Here is a 16,228-nt window from a genome sequence, read left to right as displayed (position 1 = left end):
ATGGCGACGGCGGCGGGATATTCCGGCACGCCCCTTCCGGCCAAGCTCGGCCTGAAGGACGGCATGATTGCCGCCTTTATCGCGCTGCCAAGCGAACTCGAGAGCCTCACTGAGGCCGTCGATTTTGCCGAGGTCGACCGGCTGGCCGAATGGTCCGGCATTTCGGGCGCAACCCTGAAATACGACGCCGTCCACGCCTTCACCCGGCAGCGCGCCGAGATCGAGGATCGCCTCGGCGATGTCGAAGCGGCGATCAAACGCGACGGCATGATCTGGGTCTCCTGGCCGAAGAAAGCGTCGAAAATGGACACCGATGTCGCCGAAGGCGTTGTCCGCGCTGAAGCGCTCAAGCTCGACCTTGTCGACGTCAAGGTCGCCGCCGTGAATGAAATCTGGTCCGGGCTGAAGCTCGTCATCCGAAAGGACCTGAGGTAATGGTCGAACTCACCCTCCCCAAGAACTCGAAGATCCAGCAGGGCAAGACCTGGCCCAAGCCGGAGGGTGCCACCAATCTGCGCGAATATCGCATCTATCGCTGGTCGCCGGACGATGACGAGAACCCGCGCATGGACACCTATTTCGTCGATATGGACGATTGCGGGCCGATGGTGCTCGATGCGCTGCTGTGGATCAAGAACAAGATCGACCCGACGCTGACCTTGCGCCGCTCCTGCCGCGAGGGCATTTGCGGCTCCTGCGCCATGAACATCGACGGCTCGAACACGCTCGCCTGCACCAAGGGCTGCGACGACGTTTCAGGTGCGATCAAGGTCTATCCGCTGCCGCATATGCCCGTGATCAAGGACCTGGTGCCCGACCTTACCAATTTCTACGCCCAGCACGCCTCGATCGAGCCATGGCTGAAGACGGTGTCGCCAACGCCGGCCAAGGAATGGCTGCAGAGCCATGAGGACCGCGAGAAGCTCGACGGGCTTTACGAGTGCATCCTGTGCGCCTGCTGCTCCACCTCGTGCCCGAGCTACTGGTGGAACGGCGACCGCTATCTCGGCCCGGCGACGCTGCTGCAGGCCTATCGCTGGCTGATCGACAGTCGTGACGAGGCCAAGGGCGAACGGCTCGACAATCTCGAAGACCCGTTCCGGCTCTATCGCTGCCACACCATCATGAACTGCGCGCAGACCTGCCCGAAGGGGCTGAATCCCGCGAAGGCGATCGCCGAGATCAAGAAGATGATGGTGGAGAGAAGGGTTTAGTCCGGCGGTAGGCCGCGATCCTTCGCGTTGTCCCTCCGGCTTTCGAAAGGATAGCGATCTCAATGAGCGAAAACCTTCCCATTCTCTCTCCCGTCGAAGCGCGCGTGCTCGGCTGCCTGATCGAGAAGAAGGATGTGACGCCGGACGTCTATCCGCTGACGCTCAACGCGGCACTTGCCGCCGCCAACCAGAAGACCGCGCGCGAACCTGTCATGGCGCTGGAACAGACAGAGGTGCACCGGGCCCTGAAGCTGCTTGAGCAGAAAGGACTCGTGCGGCAGATGTTCGGCTCGCGCGTGGAGCGTTATGAGCATCAGATGGCGCAGCGCTTCTCGCTGACCACGCCGCAAACCGCGCTGCTCGGCCTGCTCCTGCTGCGCGGACCGCAGACGGCGCATGAACTGCTGGCGCGCGCTGAGCGCATGGCGCGGTTTTCGTCGATCGAAGACCTGCGCGGTGAACTCGACATGCTGATCGGCCGCCGGCCACCGCTGGTCCAGGAAATCCCGCGCGGGCCGGGCCAGCGCGAGGACCGCTACGTGCATCTCCTCGCTGGCCCGGTCGACGTTGCCGTCCTGTCGGCGCACCGGAGTGCGCCGACCATGCCCGCCTCCGACCTGGAAGCGAGGGTGGAGGCGCTGGAGCAGGAAGTCGCAGCCCTTCGTGCCCGGCTTGATGCGCTGGGCGCGTAGAATAATCGTGACGTTATGCTGCGCGTGGCGCATCTGAATAAACGTCTTCTGAAAGCTAATGTTGAGAATTTCGAGCTGCGAAGTTTGTGGGATAACAAGTTTGACGTTGCCAGATGCGGAGTTCGGAGTCACCCTATAGTGATTCTGAGGGAGGATTTCCCATCGCGAGTCGACCGAGAGCACCTTATGTAAAGCAGACTTTGTACAATATAACAAAAGAGCTAGCTAACTCCGATAATTTGTCCGAGGGAGCGACGTCTCGAAAAGTTGTTAACCTTCTAAAGGATCGATATAAGGACGATCTTAATCGCGATTTGGATGACATTGTTGATATAGGGTTAATGGTACTCGCTGGCCGGGTGTCGACGATGAATAGTGGTGACCCAGATCAGCATGATTTATTGGAGCAAATAGGTATTCGTGAATTTGTCGATCTAAGGATGCGGGTGGGTAATCGTGTGGGAAAATCCCGCGTTTCCAGCCTTAAATTGAAGCCTCAAGCCTATTTTTCCCAAGAGATCCCTGCGAAAAGAGAGCCAAAAGAAGCTCAATTCGACAAAATTTCCATGTATATGAACGAAATGCGGGATAAGGGCTTAAACGACACCAGCCTTGGCGATTACCTTAGATCCTTATAGGATCAACCCGCTACGTGAGTTCCGAAAATGGAACAATCGCGCCCCATTTTCGGAACGTGAACATATATCAACCAAGCCTGGCGTCGAGCGAAACCTTGATCGCGCCGAGCGCCTGGGAAACCGGGCATTCGGCCTTGGCCTTCTCGGCCAATTCCTTGAATTTCGCGGCATCGATGCCAGGTACCTTGCCGACCAGCGTGATCGCGCTGCCGGTGATGCCTGTGCCTGGAACCAGCGTCACCACGGCCTTGGCGTCGAGTTCGGCCGCCGGCGTGCCGTTCTCGGCCAGGAAATGCGAGAGCTGCATGGCGTAGCAGCCGGCGTGCGCGGCGGCGATCAGTTCTTCCGGATTGGTGCCGGATTTGCCGCTTTCGTCCTCGAAGCGCGCCTTGAACGAATAGGGCGTGCCTTTCAGGGTTCCGCTCTGGGTGTCGAGCGTGCCCTTGCCCTCTTTCAGATTGCCTTTCCAGACGGCGTTTGCGGTGCGGTCCATGGAGTCCTCCTGGGTTGATTGGGTAAGCCTGTCGATCAGCGTCCGGTCAACTATAGCGCGGGCAGACGCGAAGGCCACTGCGCTCTTTCGACGAGGTGCCGGCTGAGGCGTTCGCATTTTATTTCTGAAAAAAATGTGCGTGCAAAAATGTCGAATTGCATCTGCCTCGGCCGTCCTGCGAGCGGCCACGGATTTCGTGGCGGATGGAGGTTCACATGAACAATCTATTTTCTGCTCACTGGACAAGCACCGGCCGCCAGGCAGGTGAACAAGAAATCGACTTGTTGCGGCAGCCGGCGTCCGGCTTTGGCCGGCTGCTTGTGGCGGTCGCCATCATCGGGGTCGGGGTGTGCTTCCTCGATCATGCGGCGGACAAAGGCCCGGCTGACAACCTGATCGCCTCATCCTATGGTTCGTCACGATAAGGGAGATGGACATGCAGTACGTTTGCCTGGTCTACGGCGAAGAGAAAGATCTCCATGCCATGACGACAGAGCGGTTGGCCAAGCTCGACGCCGATTCGATGGCCCATGACCGGTCATTGGACCAACGCGGTATGCTGATTATCGCGCAGGCGCTGCAATCGGTGAAAACCTCGAAAACCGTTCGCAGACGCAAGGGCAAGAGACTTGTCACCGACGGCCCGTTCGCGGAAACCAAGGAGCAGCTGCTCGGGTTCGTCATGATCGAAGCGAAGGATCTCGACGAGGCGCTGGACATCGCCGGCGAGATTCCGCTGGGCGAAATCGGTTCCATCGAGGTGCGCGCGATCTACAACGTGCCGGGGTCATAATCCCCGTCATGCGTTGCGGTCACTTGGAAACCGAGGACGTTCGGTCGAGCGAACGTCCCCCGTTTTGCCGGGCTCAACTCTTGCGTGTTGAAGCGAGCCACGAGTTCTCCTATCGTCGTTCAAGACCTTGGGGGATTTGGACATGCCTTTCCTGATTGCTGTCCTTGGCGTGCTCGGAGCGGCGGCGTTGTGGTGGTACCGGATGAAGGCCATGAACGACGCCGCGCGCGAGGTCGCCGACGTCGTCGGGCGCGTGCAAGGCAACATCAGGCGCAAGAAGCTGCGCAAGCAGGCCGCACTCTCACCGCTGACGGCGATCGACGATCCGGTGGTGGCCGCCGCGACGCTGATTGCATCTATCGTCTCCGAGAACGGTCCTATCCTGCCGCAGCGCGAGGCTGTCATCCGGTCGGTGATTTCCGAGATCGCCAACAAGAAGAAGACGGATGAGGCGGTGATCTATGCCAAGTGGGCGGCGTCGCAGATCGACGATGCCACTGTCGTGATCGACAAGCTGGCGCCGTTCCTGCGCGAGCGTCTCGACGTCGCGGAACGAAACGATCTGCTGCAGATGGTGAACCGGGTCGCCCAGGGCGGCGAGCAGCGCCTGCAGATATCCGACCAGAGGATATTGCGCTTGCGCCAGAAGCTCGGCTTCGAGGTCAACTAGCCCGCGACAGGCGATCAGATCGCCTCGCCTTTCAATAGCCGCGGCGTGCCGGCCGAAAGCCCCGACGCCTGGCGGATGAAGAACTCCTTCAGCCGTGGCATGCGTTCGACGAGGCCGAGGCCGATGTCGCGAACGGTGCGCAGCGGGGTGATGTCGTTGGAAAACAGGCGGTTCAGCACATCGGTCGTGATGCCCATCTGCACCGTGTCGAAGCGGCGCCATTGCTGGTAGCGTTCCAGCACGTCGAGCGCGCCGATGTCCTGGCCGAGCCGGTCGGCTTCGACGATCACCTCGGCAAATGCGGCCACATCCTTGAAGCCGAGATTGAGGCCCTGTCCGGCGATCGGATGGATGCCGTGGGCGGCATCGCCGGCAAGCGCGATGCGCGGCGCGACGAAGGCGCGCGCGATGGTCAGGCCGAGCGGCCAGGCGCGCGGCTTGTCGGCGACGCGGATTTCCCCAAGCTTGAGGCCGAAGCGCTGTTCGAGTTCATGTTCGAAGACGAGATCGTCGCCTTCCACGAGTGCTTTCGCGTCTTCCGCCCGTTCGACCCAGACGATCGACGAACGGTTGGTGCCATCCTCGTCGGGTTTCAGCGGCAGCGTGGCGAAGGGGCCGGCGGGAAGGAAATGTTCTTCGGCGCGGCCATTGTGTGGGCGTTCATGCGCCACGGTGCAGACGATGCCGGACTGGCCGTATTCCCACTTGACCGTCTTGATGCCAGCCATGTCGCGCAGTTTCGAATTGACACCGTCGGCGGCAACCAGCAGCCGTGCCGTCAATGTGGCGCCGTCGGCAAGATGCACTGTGATGCCGCCGCCGTTGGTCTCAAAACCTTGCACCGCGACGCCTTCGATGATGTCGATACCGAGCCTTTCGGCCTTGACCCGCAAGGCGCCGTTCAACGCCCCGTTGGCGACCATGTGGGCGAAGGGTTCGCCCGGCGCCACCTCGCCGCCGAAGGTCAGGAAGACCGGGCGCACCGGATCGGCGCTGCGTGAATCGGTGATGATCATCTCGGTGATCGCCTGCGCCCGCGGCGCGATCTCGGCCCAGACGCCGAGCTGGTCGAGCATGCGGCAGGCGGCCGCGGCGATGGCCGAGGCGCGGCCATCCCTTTGCCAGGAACCGGCGGGCGCCGCATCGACCAGCGCCACGGCAAGGCCCGGTCGGGCCTGCTTCAGCGAGACGGCAGCGGCCAGGCCGACATAGCCGGCGCCGGCGACGAGGACATCGAGCCCGGATCTGGTCTTTGCGTCCGCCTTGCGTTCCATTGTCCTGGCTCCTTGCGCGCCGACCGGGGCCCTGCGCCCTTGACGGCTCGTTCTTCCTGTCGGAAACCGCCATAGCAATTTTGCGGCGAGGTCACAAAACATGACGGCGGCGATCGACGAGCTTCTGCGCATTCTCGACCTCGAGAGGCTGGAACACAATCTGTATCGTGGTCGCAGCCCCCAGGTGGAATGGCAGCGCGTGTTCGGCGGCCAGACGATCGCGCAGGCGCTGGTGGCAGCGCAGCGAACGGTCGAGCCGGACCGTTTCGTACATTCGCTGCATGGCTATTTCATGCGGCCGGGCGACATCAAGGTGCCGATCATCTACGAGGTCGACCGCATCCGCGACGGCGGTTCCTTCACCACGCGGCGCGTGCTGGCGATCCAGCACGGACAGGCGATCTTTTCGCTGGAAGCTTCGTTCCAGGTCGACGAGAAGGGCCTCGAGCACCAGTTCGCGCTGCCCGACGACGTGCCGCCGCCGGAAGGGTTGAAGACGCAGCGCGAGCTGCTCGAAACCGCCGACCGGGTGCCGGAGGCGGTGCGCCGCTTCTGGGCGCGCGAGCGGCCTCTGGAACTGCGGCCCGTCAATCTCCAGCACTATGAAAGCCGCGATAAGCTGCCGCCCCGGCAGAATGTCTGGATCCGCCTTGCCGGTCCCGTTCCCAATGATCGCGCGCTGCAGTCGGTGCTGCTCGCCTATCTCTCCGACATGACGCTGCTCGACACTTCGACCTTCGCGCACGGGCGCGGCCTGTTCGATCCCGACATCCAGGCCGCCAGCCTCGATCATTCGATGTGGTTCCACCGGCCGCATTCGCTCGACGGCTGGCTGCTCTATGCACAGGACAGTCCCTCCAGCTCTGGATCTCGCGGTTTCAGCCGCGGCACACTCTATGCCCGTGACGGCACGCTGATCGCTTCGATGGCCCAGGAAGGCCTGATCCGGCTCAAGCGTTGAGCATCGCGAGTCTTGTTTGAGCAAGATTCTTTCCGAAAGCCGGTTCCGTAGTTTGTAGTCATGCCCAAAGCCGGCAAAGTAGGCAATTTCGCAAAAATGCCTATTTTTTAATCAGATGGTGCGCCGCACACGCAGGCACCTGCCGGCCCCGGCCGCTCCAATCCCTTTGCTTACAATGGGTTAATACCCTGCTTCGGCAGTTGGCACGGAGCTTGAATCCTTGGGAGCACTCTCCGGCTCTTTGGGATCGGTGAAGGTGTGCAAACGCGGGGGACCGCAACAGCAAAGGGTGAAACCTTATGAAAATCGTGATGGCAATCATCAAGCCGTTCAAGCTGGACGAGGTACGCGAAGCGCTTACCGCCGTCGGCATCCAGGGCCTGACCGTCACCGAAGTCAAAGGCTACGGGCGTCAGAAGGGACATACTGAAATCTATCGCGGGGCGGAATACGCGGTCTCCTTCCTGCCGAAGATCAAGATCGAAGTCGCGGTCCCGGCAGACATGGTCGACAAGGCCGTCGAAGCCATCACCGCCGCGGCCAAGACCGGTCAGATCGGCGACGGCAAGATCTTCGTCTTCGGCATCGACCAGGCGGTGCGGATCCGTACCGGCGAAACAGACACCGACGCGCTCTGAGCGGCGAACACGTATTCCAATGGAGAGTTCAATGAATATTCCTTCCACCTTGAAGACGACGGGAAGGGCGGCCCTGCTGGGCTCGCTCGCTCTTGCAGCGTTGGGCAGCGTCGCCGCCTTCGCGCAGGAAGCCGCACCCGCTGCCGCGGCTGCCGCGCCGGCCGCCACTCCGGCCCCGGTGCTCGATACCGGCAACACCGCCTGGATGCTGACCTCGACGGCGCTGGTGCTGATGATGACCATCCCGGGCCTGGCGCTGTTTTACGGCGGCATGGTGCGCAAGAAGAACGTGCTCGCCACCATCATGCAGAGCTTCGCCATCACCTGCCTGGTGACCGTGCTGTGGTTCATGTTCGGCTATTCGCTGGCCTTTTCCGACGGCGGCGGCATGAATGCCTATCTCGGCGGCACTTCGAAATTCTTCCACCACGGCATCACCACGGCCAGCCTGTGGCTGCCGGGTGTGGCCAACATCCCTGAATTCGTCTTCTCGATGTTCCAGATGACGTTCGCCATCATCACGCCGGCGCTGATTGCCGGCGCCTTCGCCGAGCGCTTCAAGTTCTCGGCACTGCTGATCTTCATGGCGCTGTGGCTGCTGATCGTCTACGTGCCGATCGCGCATTGGGTCTGGGGTGGCGGCTTCCTCGGTACGGCTGGCGTTCTCGACTTCGCCGGCGGCACGGTCGTCCATATCAATGCCGGTGTCGCGGGCCTCGTCTGCGCGCTGGTTCTCGGCAAGCGCGAAGGTTATGGCACCACCAACATGGCGCCGCACAACCTGGTCTATTCGGTCATCGGCGCATCGCTGCTGTGGGTCGGCTGGTTCGGCTTCAACGCCGGTTCGGAACTGGCGGCCGACGGCCTTGCCGGTGCCGCCATGCTCAACACCCAGGTTGCCACCGCCGCCGCGGCATTGGCCTGGATGTTCGCCGAATGGATCATCGCCAAGAAGCCTTCCGTGCTCGGCATCATCTCGGGCGCCGTCGCCGGCCTCGTCGCGGTGACGCCGGCTTCCGGTTTCGTCAACCCGACCGGCGCCTTCATCGTCGGTATCGTGGCTGGCGTCGTCTGCTACCTCTCGGCGGTCAAGGTGAAGCACATGTTCGGCTATGACGACTCGCTCGATGCCTTCGGCGTGCATGGCGTCGGCGGCGTGGTCGGCGCCCTGCTGACCGGCGTGCTTGCCGACCCGGCGATAAACAGCCTCTCGTCGGGCGCTTCGCTCGGTAAGCAGATCTACGGTGTCGCCGTCACCATTATTTGGACGGCGGTCGCCACCTTCGTCATCCTCTACGTCGTCAAGGCGCTGGTCGGCCTGCGTCCGTCGACCCAGGAAGAGGTCGAAGGCCTCGACATCTCCCAGCATGGCGAAGTGGTGCCGTAAGGCATCCTTGCCAAGGGACCGGCGGAAACCTCCTCCCGCCGGTCCCTTATCTCCACGCAATTCCGAACAGAAAACCGCGAAAGCACTTTTCCTGGAATTGTTTTGAAAAAGCATCCCGTCGTGACGCTCCCACAAGGAGTTCACGCCTTGAGGCCCGGATCGCTCCGGGCCTCTTTTTTGGCAATTCCTTCTGGTGAAGATCAACTTCGCGCAATCACGTTCGCGTGAAGGAGATTTTCGAGGAAACATCGACCAGCCTGTCTCCGAACTGTGGAGGCGACCGTCGTTCTGACGCTCGCGTTTTGAAACACAGGGAAGGAATTTTCTCATGAACCTCAAGAATATCTGCCTCGGGGCACTCGCGCTTTCCATGGTCAGCGGCTTTGCATTTGCCGGCGCACTGGACGAGCCGGACAACATGGCGCCGTTCTTCACCGATTCCAGCATGAAAACCATGAAGCCGATGGCGGAATTCAAGACAGCTTTCATGGCCATGCCGAAGGAGAAGCAGGAGGCCATGATGAAGGAATGCCAGGATGCGGCGATGAGCAAGCCGCACGCCGAGTTCTGCGCCAATGTGAAGATGCTCGGCGGCGCCAACAAGTAACACGCTGCCCGACCCGACGAATGGATGGCGGGCCAGGGCGCCCGCCATTTTCATATGGTGCGGACACTGGAGGTATCGATGTCAAAAGGACGGTCGCCGCAGCCTTATAGTTAATGCGCCCTTAACCTTCCCACGCCTAGTCTGGCATCCGAATCTGCCGGAGTGCGTCTGCGCTCGGGCCAGGCAATCACTGACGGGGAAGAGCATGCGTTCAGGGGCTTCAGCACCGCTCGCGCTGACCGATACGGGGCACGGCATCCAGGCATTCGCGCGGCGCCAGGTCGGCCGTCTGGTCGGCGCCGGCCTGTTCGCGTTCACCGCCTTCGCCGTCGCAAGCCTCGCGACCTGGAACGTCGCCGACCCGAGCTTCTCGCACGCCACCGCCAACATCGTCACCAACGCCATGGGTTATGCCGGCGCCGTCTTCTCCGACCTCGCCATGCAGTTCTTCGGCCTTGCGGCGGTCGCTGCACTGGTTCCGGCCGTCATCTGGGGCTATCTCCTGTTTTCGGCGCGCGGCGTCGACAGGCTGCCCAAGCGCGGGCTGTTCTGGTTCGGTTTTGCGCTGCTCGCAGCCGCGATCGCGGGCTGCATCGTTCCGCCCAAGACCTGGCCGCTGCCCACCGGCCTCGGCGGCGTCTTCGGCGACATGGTGCTCAAAATTCCCGGTGTCCTCATCGGCGGCTATCCGACCGGGCTGATCGCCAGCGTGTTCGCCATATTGCTGGCGGCACCCGCGCTCTGGCTGTTCGCCTATGGCGCGGCGCTGATCGGGCGCAAGAACGGCTTCGCCGTGATGGAAGAACCGGCCGCCGCGGACCCGCGCGAGGACGAGCTTCTGTTCGACAATGACGAGGACGAGGGGGACGAAGGCATACTGGCGCTCGGCGCGATCACCCATTGGTGGCTTTCGTTCCGCGCTTGGATGCATCGTCGCGCTGTGCGCCGCAGGCAGGAGCGCGACGACTTCGAACCGGAGATGGAGCCACGCGCCAGCGCCTGGCGCCGTGCCGCCGAACGGGTCGAGTCGGCCGAGTTCGCCGAATCCCGCATGAGCCAAGACGGCCGCGCCCGGGTCGAGCCGGAATTCTTCGCCGCCATGGTCAACGACCGCGGTGTTTCCGTCGACCCGGCCGACGACGATGTCTTCGGCCGCGACGACGAGGACATGGATTTCGACGACGAGCCCGTCGCCCAGCGGCGTGCCCCAACGGCCAAGGTCCAGCAGTTCCGTTCCGATGCCGCCACCCGGGTCGAGGCGCCGGCGGCGCGACCCGTGCCGGGAGCCCGCGTCCAGCGCGAGGCGCAGACCTCGCTGATCGGCTCGGACACGTTCGAAATGCCGTCGCTGCATTTCCTGTCCGAACCGAAGAATGTCGCGCGCGACCCAAGTCTTTCCAAGGACGCGCTGGAACAGAACGCGCGCCTGCTCGAAGGCGTGCTGGAGGATTTCGGCGTCAAGGGCGAAATCATTGCCGTTCGCCCGGGTCCGGTGGTCACCCTCTACGAGCTTGAACCGGCGCCGGGCATCAAGTCGTCGCGCGTCATCGGCCTCTCCGACGACATCGCCCGCTCGATGAGCGCGATTGCCTGCCGTGTCGCCGTCGTACCGGGCCGCAATGCCATCGGCATCGAACTGCCAAACGCCAAGCGCGAGACCGTTTATCTCAGGGAGATCATGGCCAGCCGCGACTTCGAGACGACCAAGGCCAAGCTGGCGCTGGCGCTGGGCAAGACCATCAATGGCGAGGCGGTCATCGTCGACATCGCCAAGATGCCGCACGTGCTGGTCGCCGGCACCACCGGCTCCGGCAAGTCGGTCGCCATCAATACCATGATCCTGTCGCTGCTCTACCGGCTCACCCCGCAGGAATGCCGGCTGATCATGATCGACCCGAAAATGCTCGAACTCTCCGTCTATGACGGCATTCCGCATCTTTTGACGCCGGTCGTGACCGACCCGAAGAAGGCGGTGGTGGCGCTGAAATGGACCGTGCGCGAGATGGAGGACCGCTACCGAAAGATGTCCAAGGTCGGCGTGCGCAACATCGATGGTTTCAACGCGCGCGTGCAGCAGGCCGAGAAGAAGGGCGAGAAGATCTCGCGCACCGTGCAGACCGGATTCGACCGCCAGACCGGCGAGGCGATCTACGAGACCGAGAATCTCGATCTTGAGCCGATGCCTTACATCGTCGTCATCATCGACGAAATGGCCGACCTGATGATGGTCGCCGGCAAGGACATCGAAGGCGCCGTCCAGCGCCTGGCGCAGATGGCGCGCGCCGCCGGCATCCATGTCATCATGGCGACGCAACGTCCCTCGGTCGACGTCATCACCGGCACCATCAAGGCCAATTTCCCGACCCGCATCTCCTTCCAGGTGACGTCGAAGATCGACAGCCGCACCATTTTGGGAGAGCAGGGCGCCGAGCAGCTGCTTGGCATGGGCGACATGCTCTACATGGCCGGCGGCGGCCGCATCCAGCGCGTGCACGGGCCGTTCGTCTCCGATGACGAGGTCGAGAAGATCGTCGGGCACCTGAAGCTGCAGGGCGTGCCGGAATATCTCGACGCCATCACCGAAGATGACGGCGAGGACGACGACGAGCCGTCCGGCAAGGGCGGTTCCGGCGGCGGAGGCGGTGGCAATTTCGAGGATTCCGATGATCCCTACGATCAGGCGGTGTCGGTGGTGCTGCGCGACGGCAAGGCCTCGACCAGCTACATCCAGCGGCGTCTGGGCATCGGCTACAATCGTGCCGCCTCGATCATCGAGAAGATGGAAAAGGAAGGCATTGTCGGTCCGGCCAACCATGCCGGAAAACGCGAAATCCTGGTGCCGACCGAGGACGACAAATTCTGACAGTGGGGAGTTCGCGGCAACTTCGAACCTTCTGGCGCGTTCAACCGGCTGAGCAGCGATCGCCTTGCCAAACTTCAGCCCAACTGGGGGTTCACGACAGCGACCAAATCAGGAATCAGACGAGAGTGACCGATATGAAAAACGATCTTTCAGCGCTGAGCAATTTTGCCCCGACACGCCGCCAGTTGCTTGGCTTCGGCCTGGTGTTCGCGGGTGCCGCCGCGTTCAACGTGGTGCCCGGATTCGAGCTGCTCGCCTCGGCGCAGGCGGCCGTGCCCGCGGCGGCGCAAAAGATCGCCGACCATTTCTCAGCGGTCAAATCGATGAGCGGCGAATTCGTCCAGTTCGGCCCCAAGGGCGAGCAGACCGGCGGCAAATTCTTCCTGGAACGGCCGGGCAAGATCCGTTTCAACTATGACGGGGCTTCGAATTTCCGGGTGATTTCCGACGGCAGATCGGTTGCCATCCTCAACAAGAGACTAAACACGTCGGATCTTTATCCGCTATCGAAGACGCCGCTGAAGCTGCTGCTCGACGACCGCATCGACCTCTCGGGCAACCGCGTCAAGAGCGTCAAGGAAGAAGACGACCTCACCACCATCCAGCTCTCCGACAAGTCGGTTTTCGGCAATGCGCGAATCACTATGATGTTCGACCCGAAAACCTATGATCTGCGGCAGTGGACGATTACCGACGCGCAGGGCAAGGATACGACGGTGATGATCTTCAACACCAAGGAAGGCGTCAGTTTCGCGCCCGACACCTTCGCCATCGACTATACGGCCAACCGCGAGCTGAACACCAAGACACGGTAGTCTTCGTCGCCTCGCTTGTTTTTCCGGCGTGTGGCTGGCAGTAGTTCGGCGATCTATCGCCGGACGTTGCCGCATGCCCTTTTCGATCGCCACCTGGAACATCAACTCCGTGCGCCTGCGCATGCCGATCATCGAACGCCTGCTCGATGAGTACGCGCCCGATGTGCTCTGCCTGCAGGAAACCAAGGTCCCGGACGAGCTCTTTCCTGAAAAAGCCTTTCGCAAGATCGGCTATCCCTACATCGCCTTCCATGGCCAGAAGGGCTATCACGGCGTGGCGACGGTGGCGCGGCGGCCGATCGAGGTGGTCGAAAAGCGCCGCTTCTGCGATATTGAGGACAGCCGGCATCTGTCGGTGACGGTTCGGGCCGGCGGCAAGACAATCCTGGTGCACAATTTCTACGTTCCGGCGGGCGGCGACGAGCCGGATCCCGAGATCAACAGGAAGTTCAGGCACAAGCTCGATTTCGTCGCCGAGATGAACGCCATCCGGGCTGAGCATGGCGAGGTGTCGGCCTCGGTGCTGGTCGGAGACCTCAACATCGCGCCGCTGGAGCATGACGTCTGGTCGCACAAGCAATTGCTCAACGTGGTCAGCCACACGCCGGTCGAGACCGAAAACTTCGAGGCGATGCGGCTGGCCGGCGGCTGGGTCGACCTGATGCGGCTCAACGTGCCATCGGAACAGAAGCTCTATACCTGGTGGAGCTATCGCGCGCAGGATTGGGAGGCGTCCAATCGTGGCCGACGGCTCGACCATGTCTGGTCGTCCCCGAACCTGGTGCCTGATTTTGCCGGCTATGAAATCCTGCGCCAGGCACGCGGTTGGGACCGGCCGTCGGACCATGTGCCGGTCATTGCCCGCTTCGACTTGGATTAACAGATTCGCCGACAAAAAGGCGTTCGTCGCGATCCTTCGCGCCAAGCATCGAGTTCTATTGCTGCGGCAGCCTCACCCCGAAAAGCGCGGGGCCAGTTCCTCGATGCGGCGGATCATCTCGTGGAATTCCTCGGAAATGCGCTGGTGCAGTTTCACCGCCAGTTCCGGATATTCCTCCAGGATGCGCCGGAACATCTTGCGGCTCAGCCTTATCACCTCCGAATCGATTTCGGCCGAGGCGCTGGTCAGCCGGTTGGTGTCGGCGATCAGCGCCAGTTCGCTGAGCATCGTGCCGGGACCGACTTTGCCGATCGGGATGCGCTCGCCATTCTGCTCGCGATAGAGCACGATACGCCCGCTGACCACGACATAGGCCGAGTCGGCCACGTCGTCCTCGCGATAAAGCTTGTGGTCCGCCTGCACGAGAGTGGTCTCGGCTCCGAAGGCGAGTAGGCGCAGCTGTTCCTGCGTGAAGCCCTCGAAAAGCCTCACGGCGGACAGGATGCGGATGTCGTCATCCAGCGCCATCTAGCTTTGTCCCCGAACGGTCAGTCCAATCCCTCCTCTGCGGTACGGTCCCTGAATCCCCTAGGATCGTACCCGAAAGCGGCCCCGTCCAGACCGCCAATTGGATAGTGAAATGTTTAAGGAACCAGCTTGTAGCCGCCGCTTTCTGTCACAAGAATTTCAGCATTGGAAGGATCGCGCTCGATCTTCTGGCGCAGACGGTAGACATGGGTTTCCAGCGTGTGCGTGGTGACGCCGGAATTGTATCCCCACACTTCCTCCAGCAGCACGTCACGCGTCACCACCTTCTGGTCGGCGCGATAGAGATATTTGATGATCGAGGCCTCCTTTTCCGTCAGCCGCACCTTGCCGCCGCGCGGGTCGATGAGCAGTTTCTGGCTGGGCTTGAAGGTATAGGGGCCGACCGAGAAGGTGGCGTCCTCGCTCTGCTCATGCTGGCGCAACTGCGCCCGGATACGGGCAAGCAGCACCGCGAAGCGGAATGGCTTGGTGACATAGTCGTTGGCGCCGGCCTCGAGACCCAGAATTGTGTCCGAATCGGTGTCGTGGCCGGTCAGCATGATGATGGGCGCCTTGTAGCCGCCCTTGCGCAGGATCTTCACCGCCTCGCGGCCGTCCATGTCGGGCAAGCCGACATCCATAATGAGCAGATCGATGAGCCCGCCACGCGCAGCGGTGACGCCTTTTGCCGCAGTGGATTCCTGCAGCACGTCGAATTCCTCGTAGAGGGACAATTGCTCGACCAGTGTGCCGCGCAGGTCGTCATCGTCATCGACGATCAGGATGGTACGTGAGGTCATGGATCAATCCGTTGTTTTGAAAAGTGAATTCAGTTGACCGCTGCGTATTTATGCGGAAGCTTGCCGGCACAATAGCCGATCACAGTGATTTGTTCCGTGGCACGATCATACAAGAAAAAACGCGATCGCAATGCAGCCGGCGCAATTTTGGCAAAACGGCTGCGCGTGATGACCGTGCGGGCGCGGCCCGGCCACCCAAGCCAGGGCCTGCTGCAGGCCGGCAAAACGGTGTTTGCGTGCGCGCTGGGGCGTGGCGGCATCTCGTCCGGCAAGCGGGAAGGCGACGGCGCAACGCCGCTCGCTTCGATGCGCATCCTGGCGGGCTATTTTCGGGGGGATCAGTTTGCCGCCGGCCGCAGGACGCGGCTGGCGATGGCGCCGATCGGACCGGATCTCGGCTGGTGCGAGGTCCCAGACGACCGCAATTACAACAGGCCGGTCAAGATGCCCTATGGCGCCAGCCATGAACGCATGCGGCGCGACGACCGGCTCTATGACGCCTGCCTGGTGCTCGACTGGAACATCGCGCCGCGTCGCCGCGGGCGCGGCAGCGCCATCTTCTTCCACCTGGCGCGTCCCGGCTTCACGCCGACGGAAGGTTGTGTGGCGGTCACCGCGCGCACGATGGCGCGGCTTTTGCCGCTGCTCTCGGACCGGACGGTGATGAGAGTGGTGAGGTAGGGGAATAGGGGAATAGGGGAATAGGGGAATAGGGGAATAGGGGAATAGGGGAATAGGTGAGGTAGGGGAATAGGGGAATAGGGGAATAGGGGAATAGGGGAATAGGGGAATAGGGGAATAGGGGAATAGGGGAATAGGGGGTCTTCAGGAGCAGCAGACACGCCCAAGCCGCATCATCAATGCTACTCCCTTATCCCCTCCTGTTTCGCTGCCAGCCGATGTCTAGAAGGCCCAGCCGGCCGGTCTCGCGGTCCATGGCGCGGGTGATGTCCTTGCGGGCGGCGCCGATATCGC

The 16,228-nt window shown here is 62.1% G+C and carries 19 protein-coding genes; 15 read left to right on the top strand and 4 right to left on the bottom strand.

The genetic code is table 11. The features are described from left to right. The 4 genes from M653_RS0123400 to M653_RS0123385 all read left to right on the top strand — a co-directional run bounded on the left by M653_RS0123400 (window position 1) and on the right by M653_RS0123385 (window position 2,544). Window positions 1-435: a DUF3052 family protein gene (locus M653_RS0123400; RefSeq protein ID WP_027145529.1), complete on the top strand. Its 435-nt coding sequence runs from the start codon at window positions 1-3 to the stop codon at window positions 433-435. Next, window positions 435-1,214, top strand: a complete 780-nt coding sequence (locus M653_RS0123395) for a succinate dehydrogenase iron-sulfur subunit (protein ID WP_027145528.1) — start codon at window positions 435-437, stop codon at window positions 1,212-1,214. Before M653_RS0123400 ends, M653_RS0123395 begins: the two co-directional genes overlap by 1 nt. A gap of 62 nt (window positions 1,215-1,276) precedes the next feature. Beyond that, window positions 1,277-1,906 carry a DUF480 domain-containing protein gene (locus M653_RS0123390; protein WP_027145527.1) on the top strand — a complete coding sequence of 210 codons (630 nt, stop codon included), beginning with the start codon at window positions 1,277-1,279 and terminating at the stop codon, window positions 1,904-1,906. A gap of 314 nt (window positions 1,907-2,220) precedes the next feature. Further along, the gene (locus M653_RS0123385; protein ID WP_156938255.1) at window positions 2,221-2,544 is read left to right on the top strand and encodes a hypothetical protein; all 324 of its coding nucleotides are present in this window, start codon (window positions 2,221-2,223) and stop codon (window positions 2,542-2,544) included. A 67-nt stretch (window positions 2,545-2,611) separates the two neighbouring features. On the opposite strand, the gene M653_RS0123380 is transcribed toward M653_RS0123385, so the two are convergent. Further along, window positions 2,612-3,037: an OsmC family protein gene (locus tag M653_RS0123380; RefSeq protein ID WP_027145525.1), complete on the bottom strand. Its 426-nt coding sequence runs from the start codon at window positions 3,035-3,037 to the stop codon at window positions 2,612-2,614. 215 nt (window positions 3,038-3,252) lie between these two features. Between M653_RS0123380 and M653_RS0123375 the strand changes: the two genes are divergently transcribed. The 3 genes from M653_RS0123375 (at window position 3,253) to M653_RS0123365 (ending at window position 4,500) form a co-directional block, all read left to right on the top strand. Beyond that, window positions 3,253-3,462, top strand: coding sequence for a hypothetical protein (locus tag M653_RS0123375; protein ID WP_027145524.1), 210 nt, complete (start codon window positions 3,253-3,255; stop codon window positions 3,460-3,462). Between the two features lie 11 nt (window positions 3,463-3,473). Then, window positions 3,474-3,830, top strand: a complete 357-nt coding sequence (locus tag M653_RS0123370) for a YciI family protein (RefSeq protein WP_027145523.1) — start codon at window positions 3,474-3,476, stop codon at window positions 3,828-3,830. A gap of 142 nt (window positions 3,831-3,972) precedes the next feature. After that, window positions 3,973-4,500 (top strand): hypothetical protein, encoded by a 528-nt coding sequence (locus tag M653_RS0123365; RefSeq protein WP_027145522.1) that lies wholly within the window; start codon window positions 3,973-3,975, stop codon window positions 4,498-4,500. Between the two features lie 14 nt (window positions 4,501-4,514). On the opposite strand, the gene M653_RS0123360 is transcribed toward M653_RS0123365, so the two are convergent. Then, window positions 4,515-5,774, bottom strand: a complete 1,260-nt coding sequence (locus M653_RS0123360) for a ubiquinone biosynthesis hydroxylase (RefSeq protein ID WP_027145521.1) — start codon at window positions 5,772-5,774, stop codon at window positions 4,515-4,517. A gap of 100 nt (window positions 5,775-5,874) precedes the next feature. Between M653_RS0123360 and tesB the strand changes: the two genes are divergently transcribed. The 7 genes from tesB (at window position 5,875) to M653_RS0123325 (ending at window position 13,925) form a co-directional block, all read left to right on the top strand. Then, complete coding sequence (gene tesB, locus M653_RS0123355) at window positions 5,875-6,735, top strand: acyl-CoA thioesterase II (protein ID WP_027145520.1); 861 nt, start codon at window positions 5,875-5,877, stop codon at window positions 6,733-6,735. A gap of 299 nt (window positions 6,736-7,034) precedes the next feature. Then, a complete protein-coding gene (locus M653_RS0123350) occupies window positions 7,035-7,373 on the top strand; it encodes a P-II family nitrogen regulator (protein WP_027145519.1) in 339 nt (112 codons plus the stop codon). A gap of 31 nt (window positions 7,374-7,404) precedes the next feature. Beyond that, window positions 7,405-8,760, top strand: coding sequence for an ammonium transporter (locus tag M653_RS0123345; RefSeq protein ID WP_027145518.1), 1,356 nt, complete (start codon window positions 7,405-7,407; stop codon window positions 8,758-8,760). Window positions 8,761-9,088: 328 nt separating this feature from the next. Beyond that, window positions 9,089-9,367: a hypothetical protein gene (locus tag M653_RS0123340; protein ID WP_027145517.1), complete on the top strand. Its 279-nt coding sequence runs from the start codon at window positions 9,089-9,091 to the stop codon at window positions 9,365-9,367. A gap of 205 nt (window positions 9,368-9,572) precedes the next feature. Then, complete coding sequence (locus M653_RS0123335) at window positions 9,573-12,230, top strand: DNA translocase FtsK (RefSeq protein ID WP_027145516.1); 2,658 nt, start codon at window positions 9,573-9,575, stop codon at window positions 12,228-12,230. A 134-nt stretch (window positions 12,231-12,364) separates the two neighbouring features. Continuing rightward, the gene (locus M653_RS0123330; protein ID WP_027145515.1) at window positions 12,365-13,045 is read left to right on the top strand and encodes an outer membrane lipoprotein carrier protein LolA; all 681 of its coding nucleotides are present in this window, start codon (window positions 12,365-12,367) and stop codon (window positions 13,043-13,045) included. Window positions 13,046-13,118: 73 nt separating this feature from the next. Then, a complete protein-coding gene (locus tag M653_RS0123325; protein WP_027145514.1) occupies window positions 13,119-13,925 on the top strand; it encodes an exodeoxyribonuclease III in 807 nt (268 codons plus the stop codon). 72 nt (window positions 13,926-13,997) lie between these two features. Here M653_RS0123325 and M653_RS0123320 read toward each other — a convergent pair whose 3' ends face one another. Beyond that, on the bottom strand, window positions 13,998-14,453 hold the full coding sequence (locus M653_RS0123320; RefSeq protein ID WP_027145513.1) for a cyclic nucleotide-binding domain-containing protein: 456 nt from the start codon (window positions 14,451-14,453) through the stop codon (window positions 13,998-14,000). 116 nt (window positions 14,454-14,569) lie between these two features. Then, window positions 14,570-15,253 carry a response regulator transcription factor gene (locus M653_RS0123315; protein WP_027145512.1) on the bottom strand — a complete coding sequence of 228 codons (684 nt, stop codon included), beginning with the start codon at window positions 15,251-15,253 and terminating at the stop codon, window positions 14,570-14,572. Window positions 15,254-15,337: 84 nt separating this feature from the next. On the opposite strand from M653_RS0123315, the gene M653_RS0123310 reads away from it, so the two are divergent. Then, the gene (locus M653_RS0123310; protein WP_027145511.1) at window positions 15,338-15,934 is read left to right on the top strand and encodes a L,D-transpeptidase; all 597 of its coding nucleotides are present in this window, start codon (window positions 15,338-15,340) and stop codon (window positions 15,932-15,934) included. Window positions 15,935-16,228 lie beyond the last annotated feature (294 nt).

Origin of the sequence: Mesorhizobium sp. WSM3626, assembly GCF_000513935.1 — a bacterium.
GTDB lineage: Bacteria > Pseudomonadota > Alphaproteobacteria > Rhizobiales > Rhizobiaceae > Mesorhizobium > Mesorhizobium salmacidum.
The sequence above is the reverse complement of the archived record's forward strand: the minus strand, read 5'-3'. Positions and strand labels throughout refer to the sequence as shown.

Excerpts from the sequence above, each read along its gene's own strand:
- M653_RS0123400 (WP_027145529.1), top strand. The coding sequence starts at position 1 with ATGGCGACGGCGGCGGGATATTCCGGCACGCCCCTTCCGGCCAAGCTC.
- M653_RS0123395 (WP_027145528.1), top strand. The coding sequence starts at position 435 with ATGGTCGAACTCACCCTCCCCAAGAACTCGAAGATCCAGCAGGGCAAG.
- M653_RS0123390 (WP_027145527.1), top strand. The coding sequence starts at position 1,277 with ATGAGCGAAAACCTTCCCATTCTCTCTCCCGTCGAAGCGCGCGTGCTC.
- M653_RS0123380 (WP_027145525.1), bottom strand. The coding sequence starts at position 3,037 with ATGGACCGCACCGCAAACGCCGTCTGGAAAGGCAATCTGAAAGAGGGC.
- M653_RS0123375 (WP_027145524.1), top strand. The coding sequence starts at position 3,253 with ATGAACAATCTATTTTCTGCTCACTGGACAAGCACCGGCCGCCAGGCA.
- M653_RS0123370 (WP_027145523.1), top strand. The coding sequence starts at position 3,474 with ATGCAGTACGTTTGCCTGGTCTACGGCGAAGAGAAAGATCTCCATGCC.
- M653_RS0123365 (WP_027145522.1), top strand. The coding sequence starts at position 3,973 with ATGCCTTTCCTGATTGCTGTCCTTGGCGTGCTCGGAGCGGCGGCGTTG.
- M653_RS0123360 (WP_027145521.1), bottom strand. The coding sequence starts at position 5,774 with ATGGAACGCAAGGCGGACGCAAAGACCAGATCCGGGCTCGATGTCCTC.
- tesB (WP_027145520.1), top strand. The coding sequence starts at position 5,875 with ATGACGGCGGCGATCGACGAGCTTCTGCGCATTCTCGACCTCGAGAGG.
- M653_RS0123350 (WP_027145519.1), top strand. The coding sequence starts at position 7,035 with ATGAAAATCGTGATGGCAATCATCAAGCCGTTCAAGCTGGACGAGGTA.
- M653_RS0123345 (WP_027145518.1), top strand. The coding sequence starts at position 7,405 with ATGAATATTCCTTCCACCTTGAAGACGACGGGAAGGGCGGCCCTGCTG.
- M653_RS0123340 (WP_027145517.1), top strand. The coding sequence starts at position 9,089 with ATGAACCTCAAGAATATCTGCCTCGGGGCACTCGCGCTTTCCATGGTC.
- M653_RS0123335 (WP_027145516.1), top strand. The coding sequence starts at position 9,573 with ATGCGTTCAGGGGCTTCAGCACCGCTCGCGCTGACCGATACGGGGCAC.
- M653_RS0123330 (WP_027145515.1), top strand. The coding sequence starts at position 12,365 with ATGAAAAACGATCTTTCAGCGCTGAGCAATTTTGCCCCGACACGCCGC.
- M653_RS0123325 (WP_027145514.1), top strand. The coding sequence starts at position 13,119 with ATGCCCTTTTCGATCGCCACCTGGAACATCAACTCCGTGCGCCTGCGC.
- M653_RS0123320 (WP_027145513.1), bottom strand. The coding sequence starts at position 14,453 with ATGGCGCTGGATGACGACATCCGCATCCTGTCCGCCGTGAGGCTTTTC.
- M653_RS0123315 (WP_027145512.1), bottom strand. The coding sequence starts at position 15,253 with ATGACCTCACGTACCATCCTGATCGTCGATGACGATGACGACCTGCGC.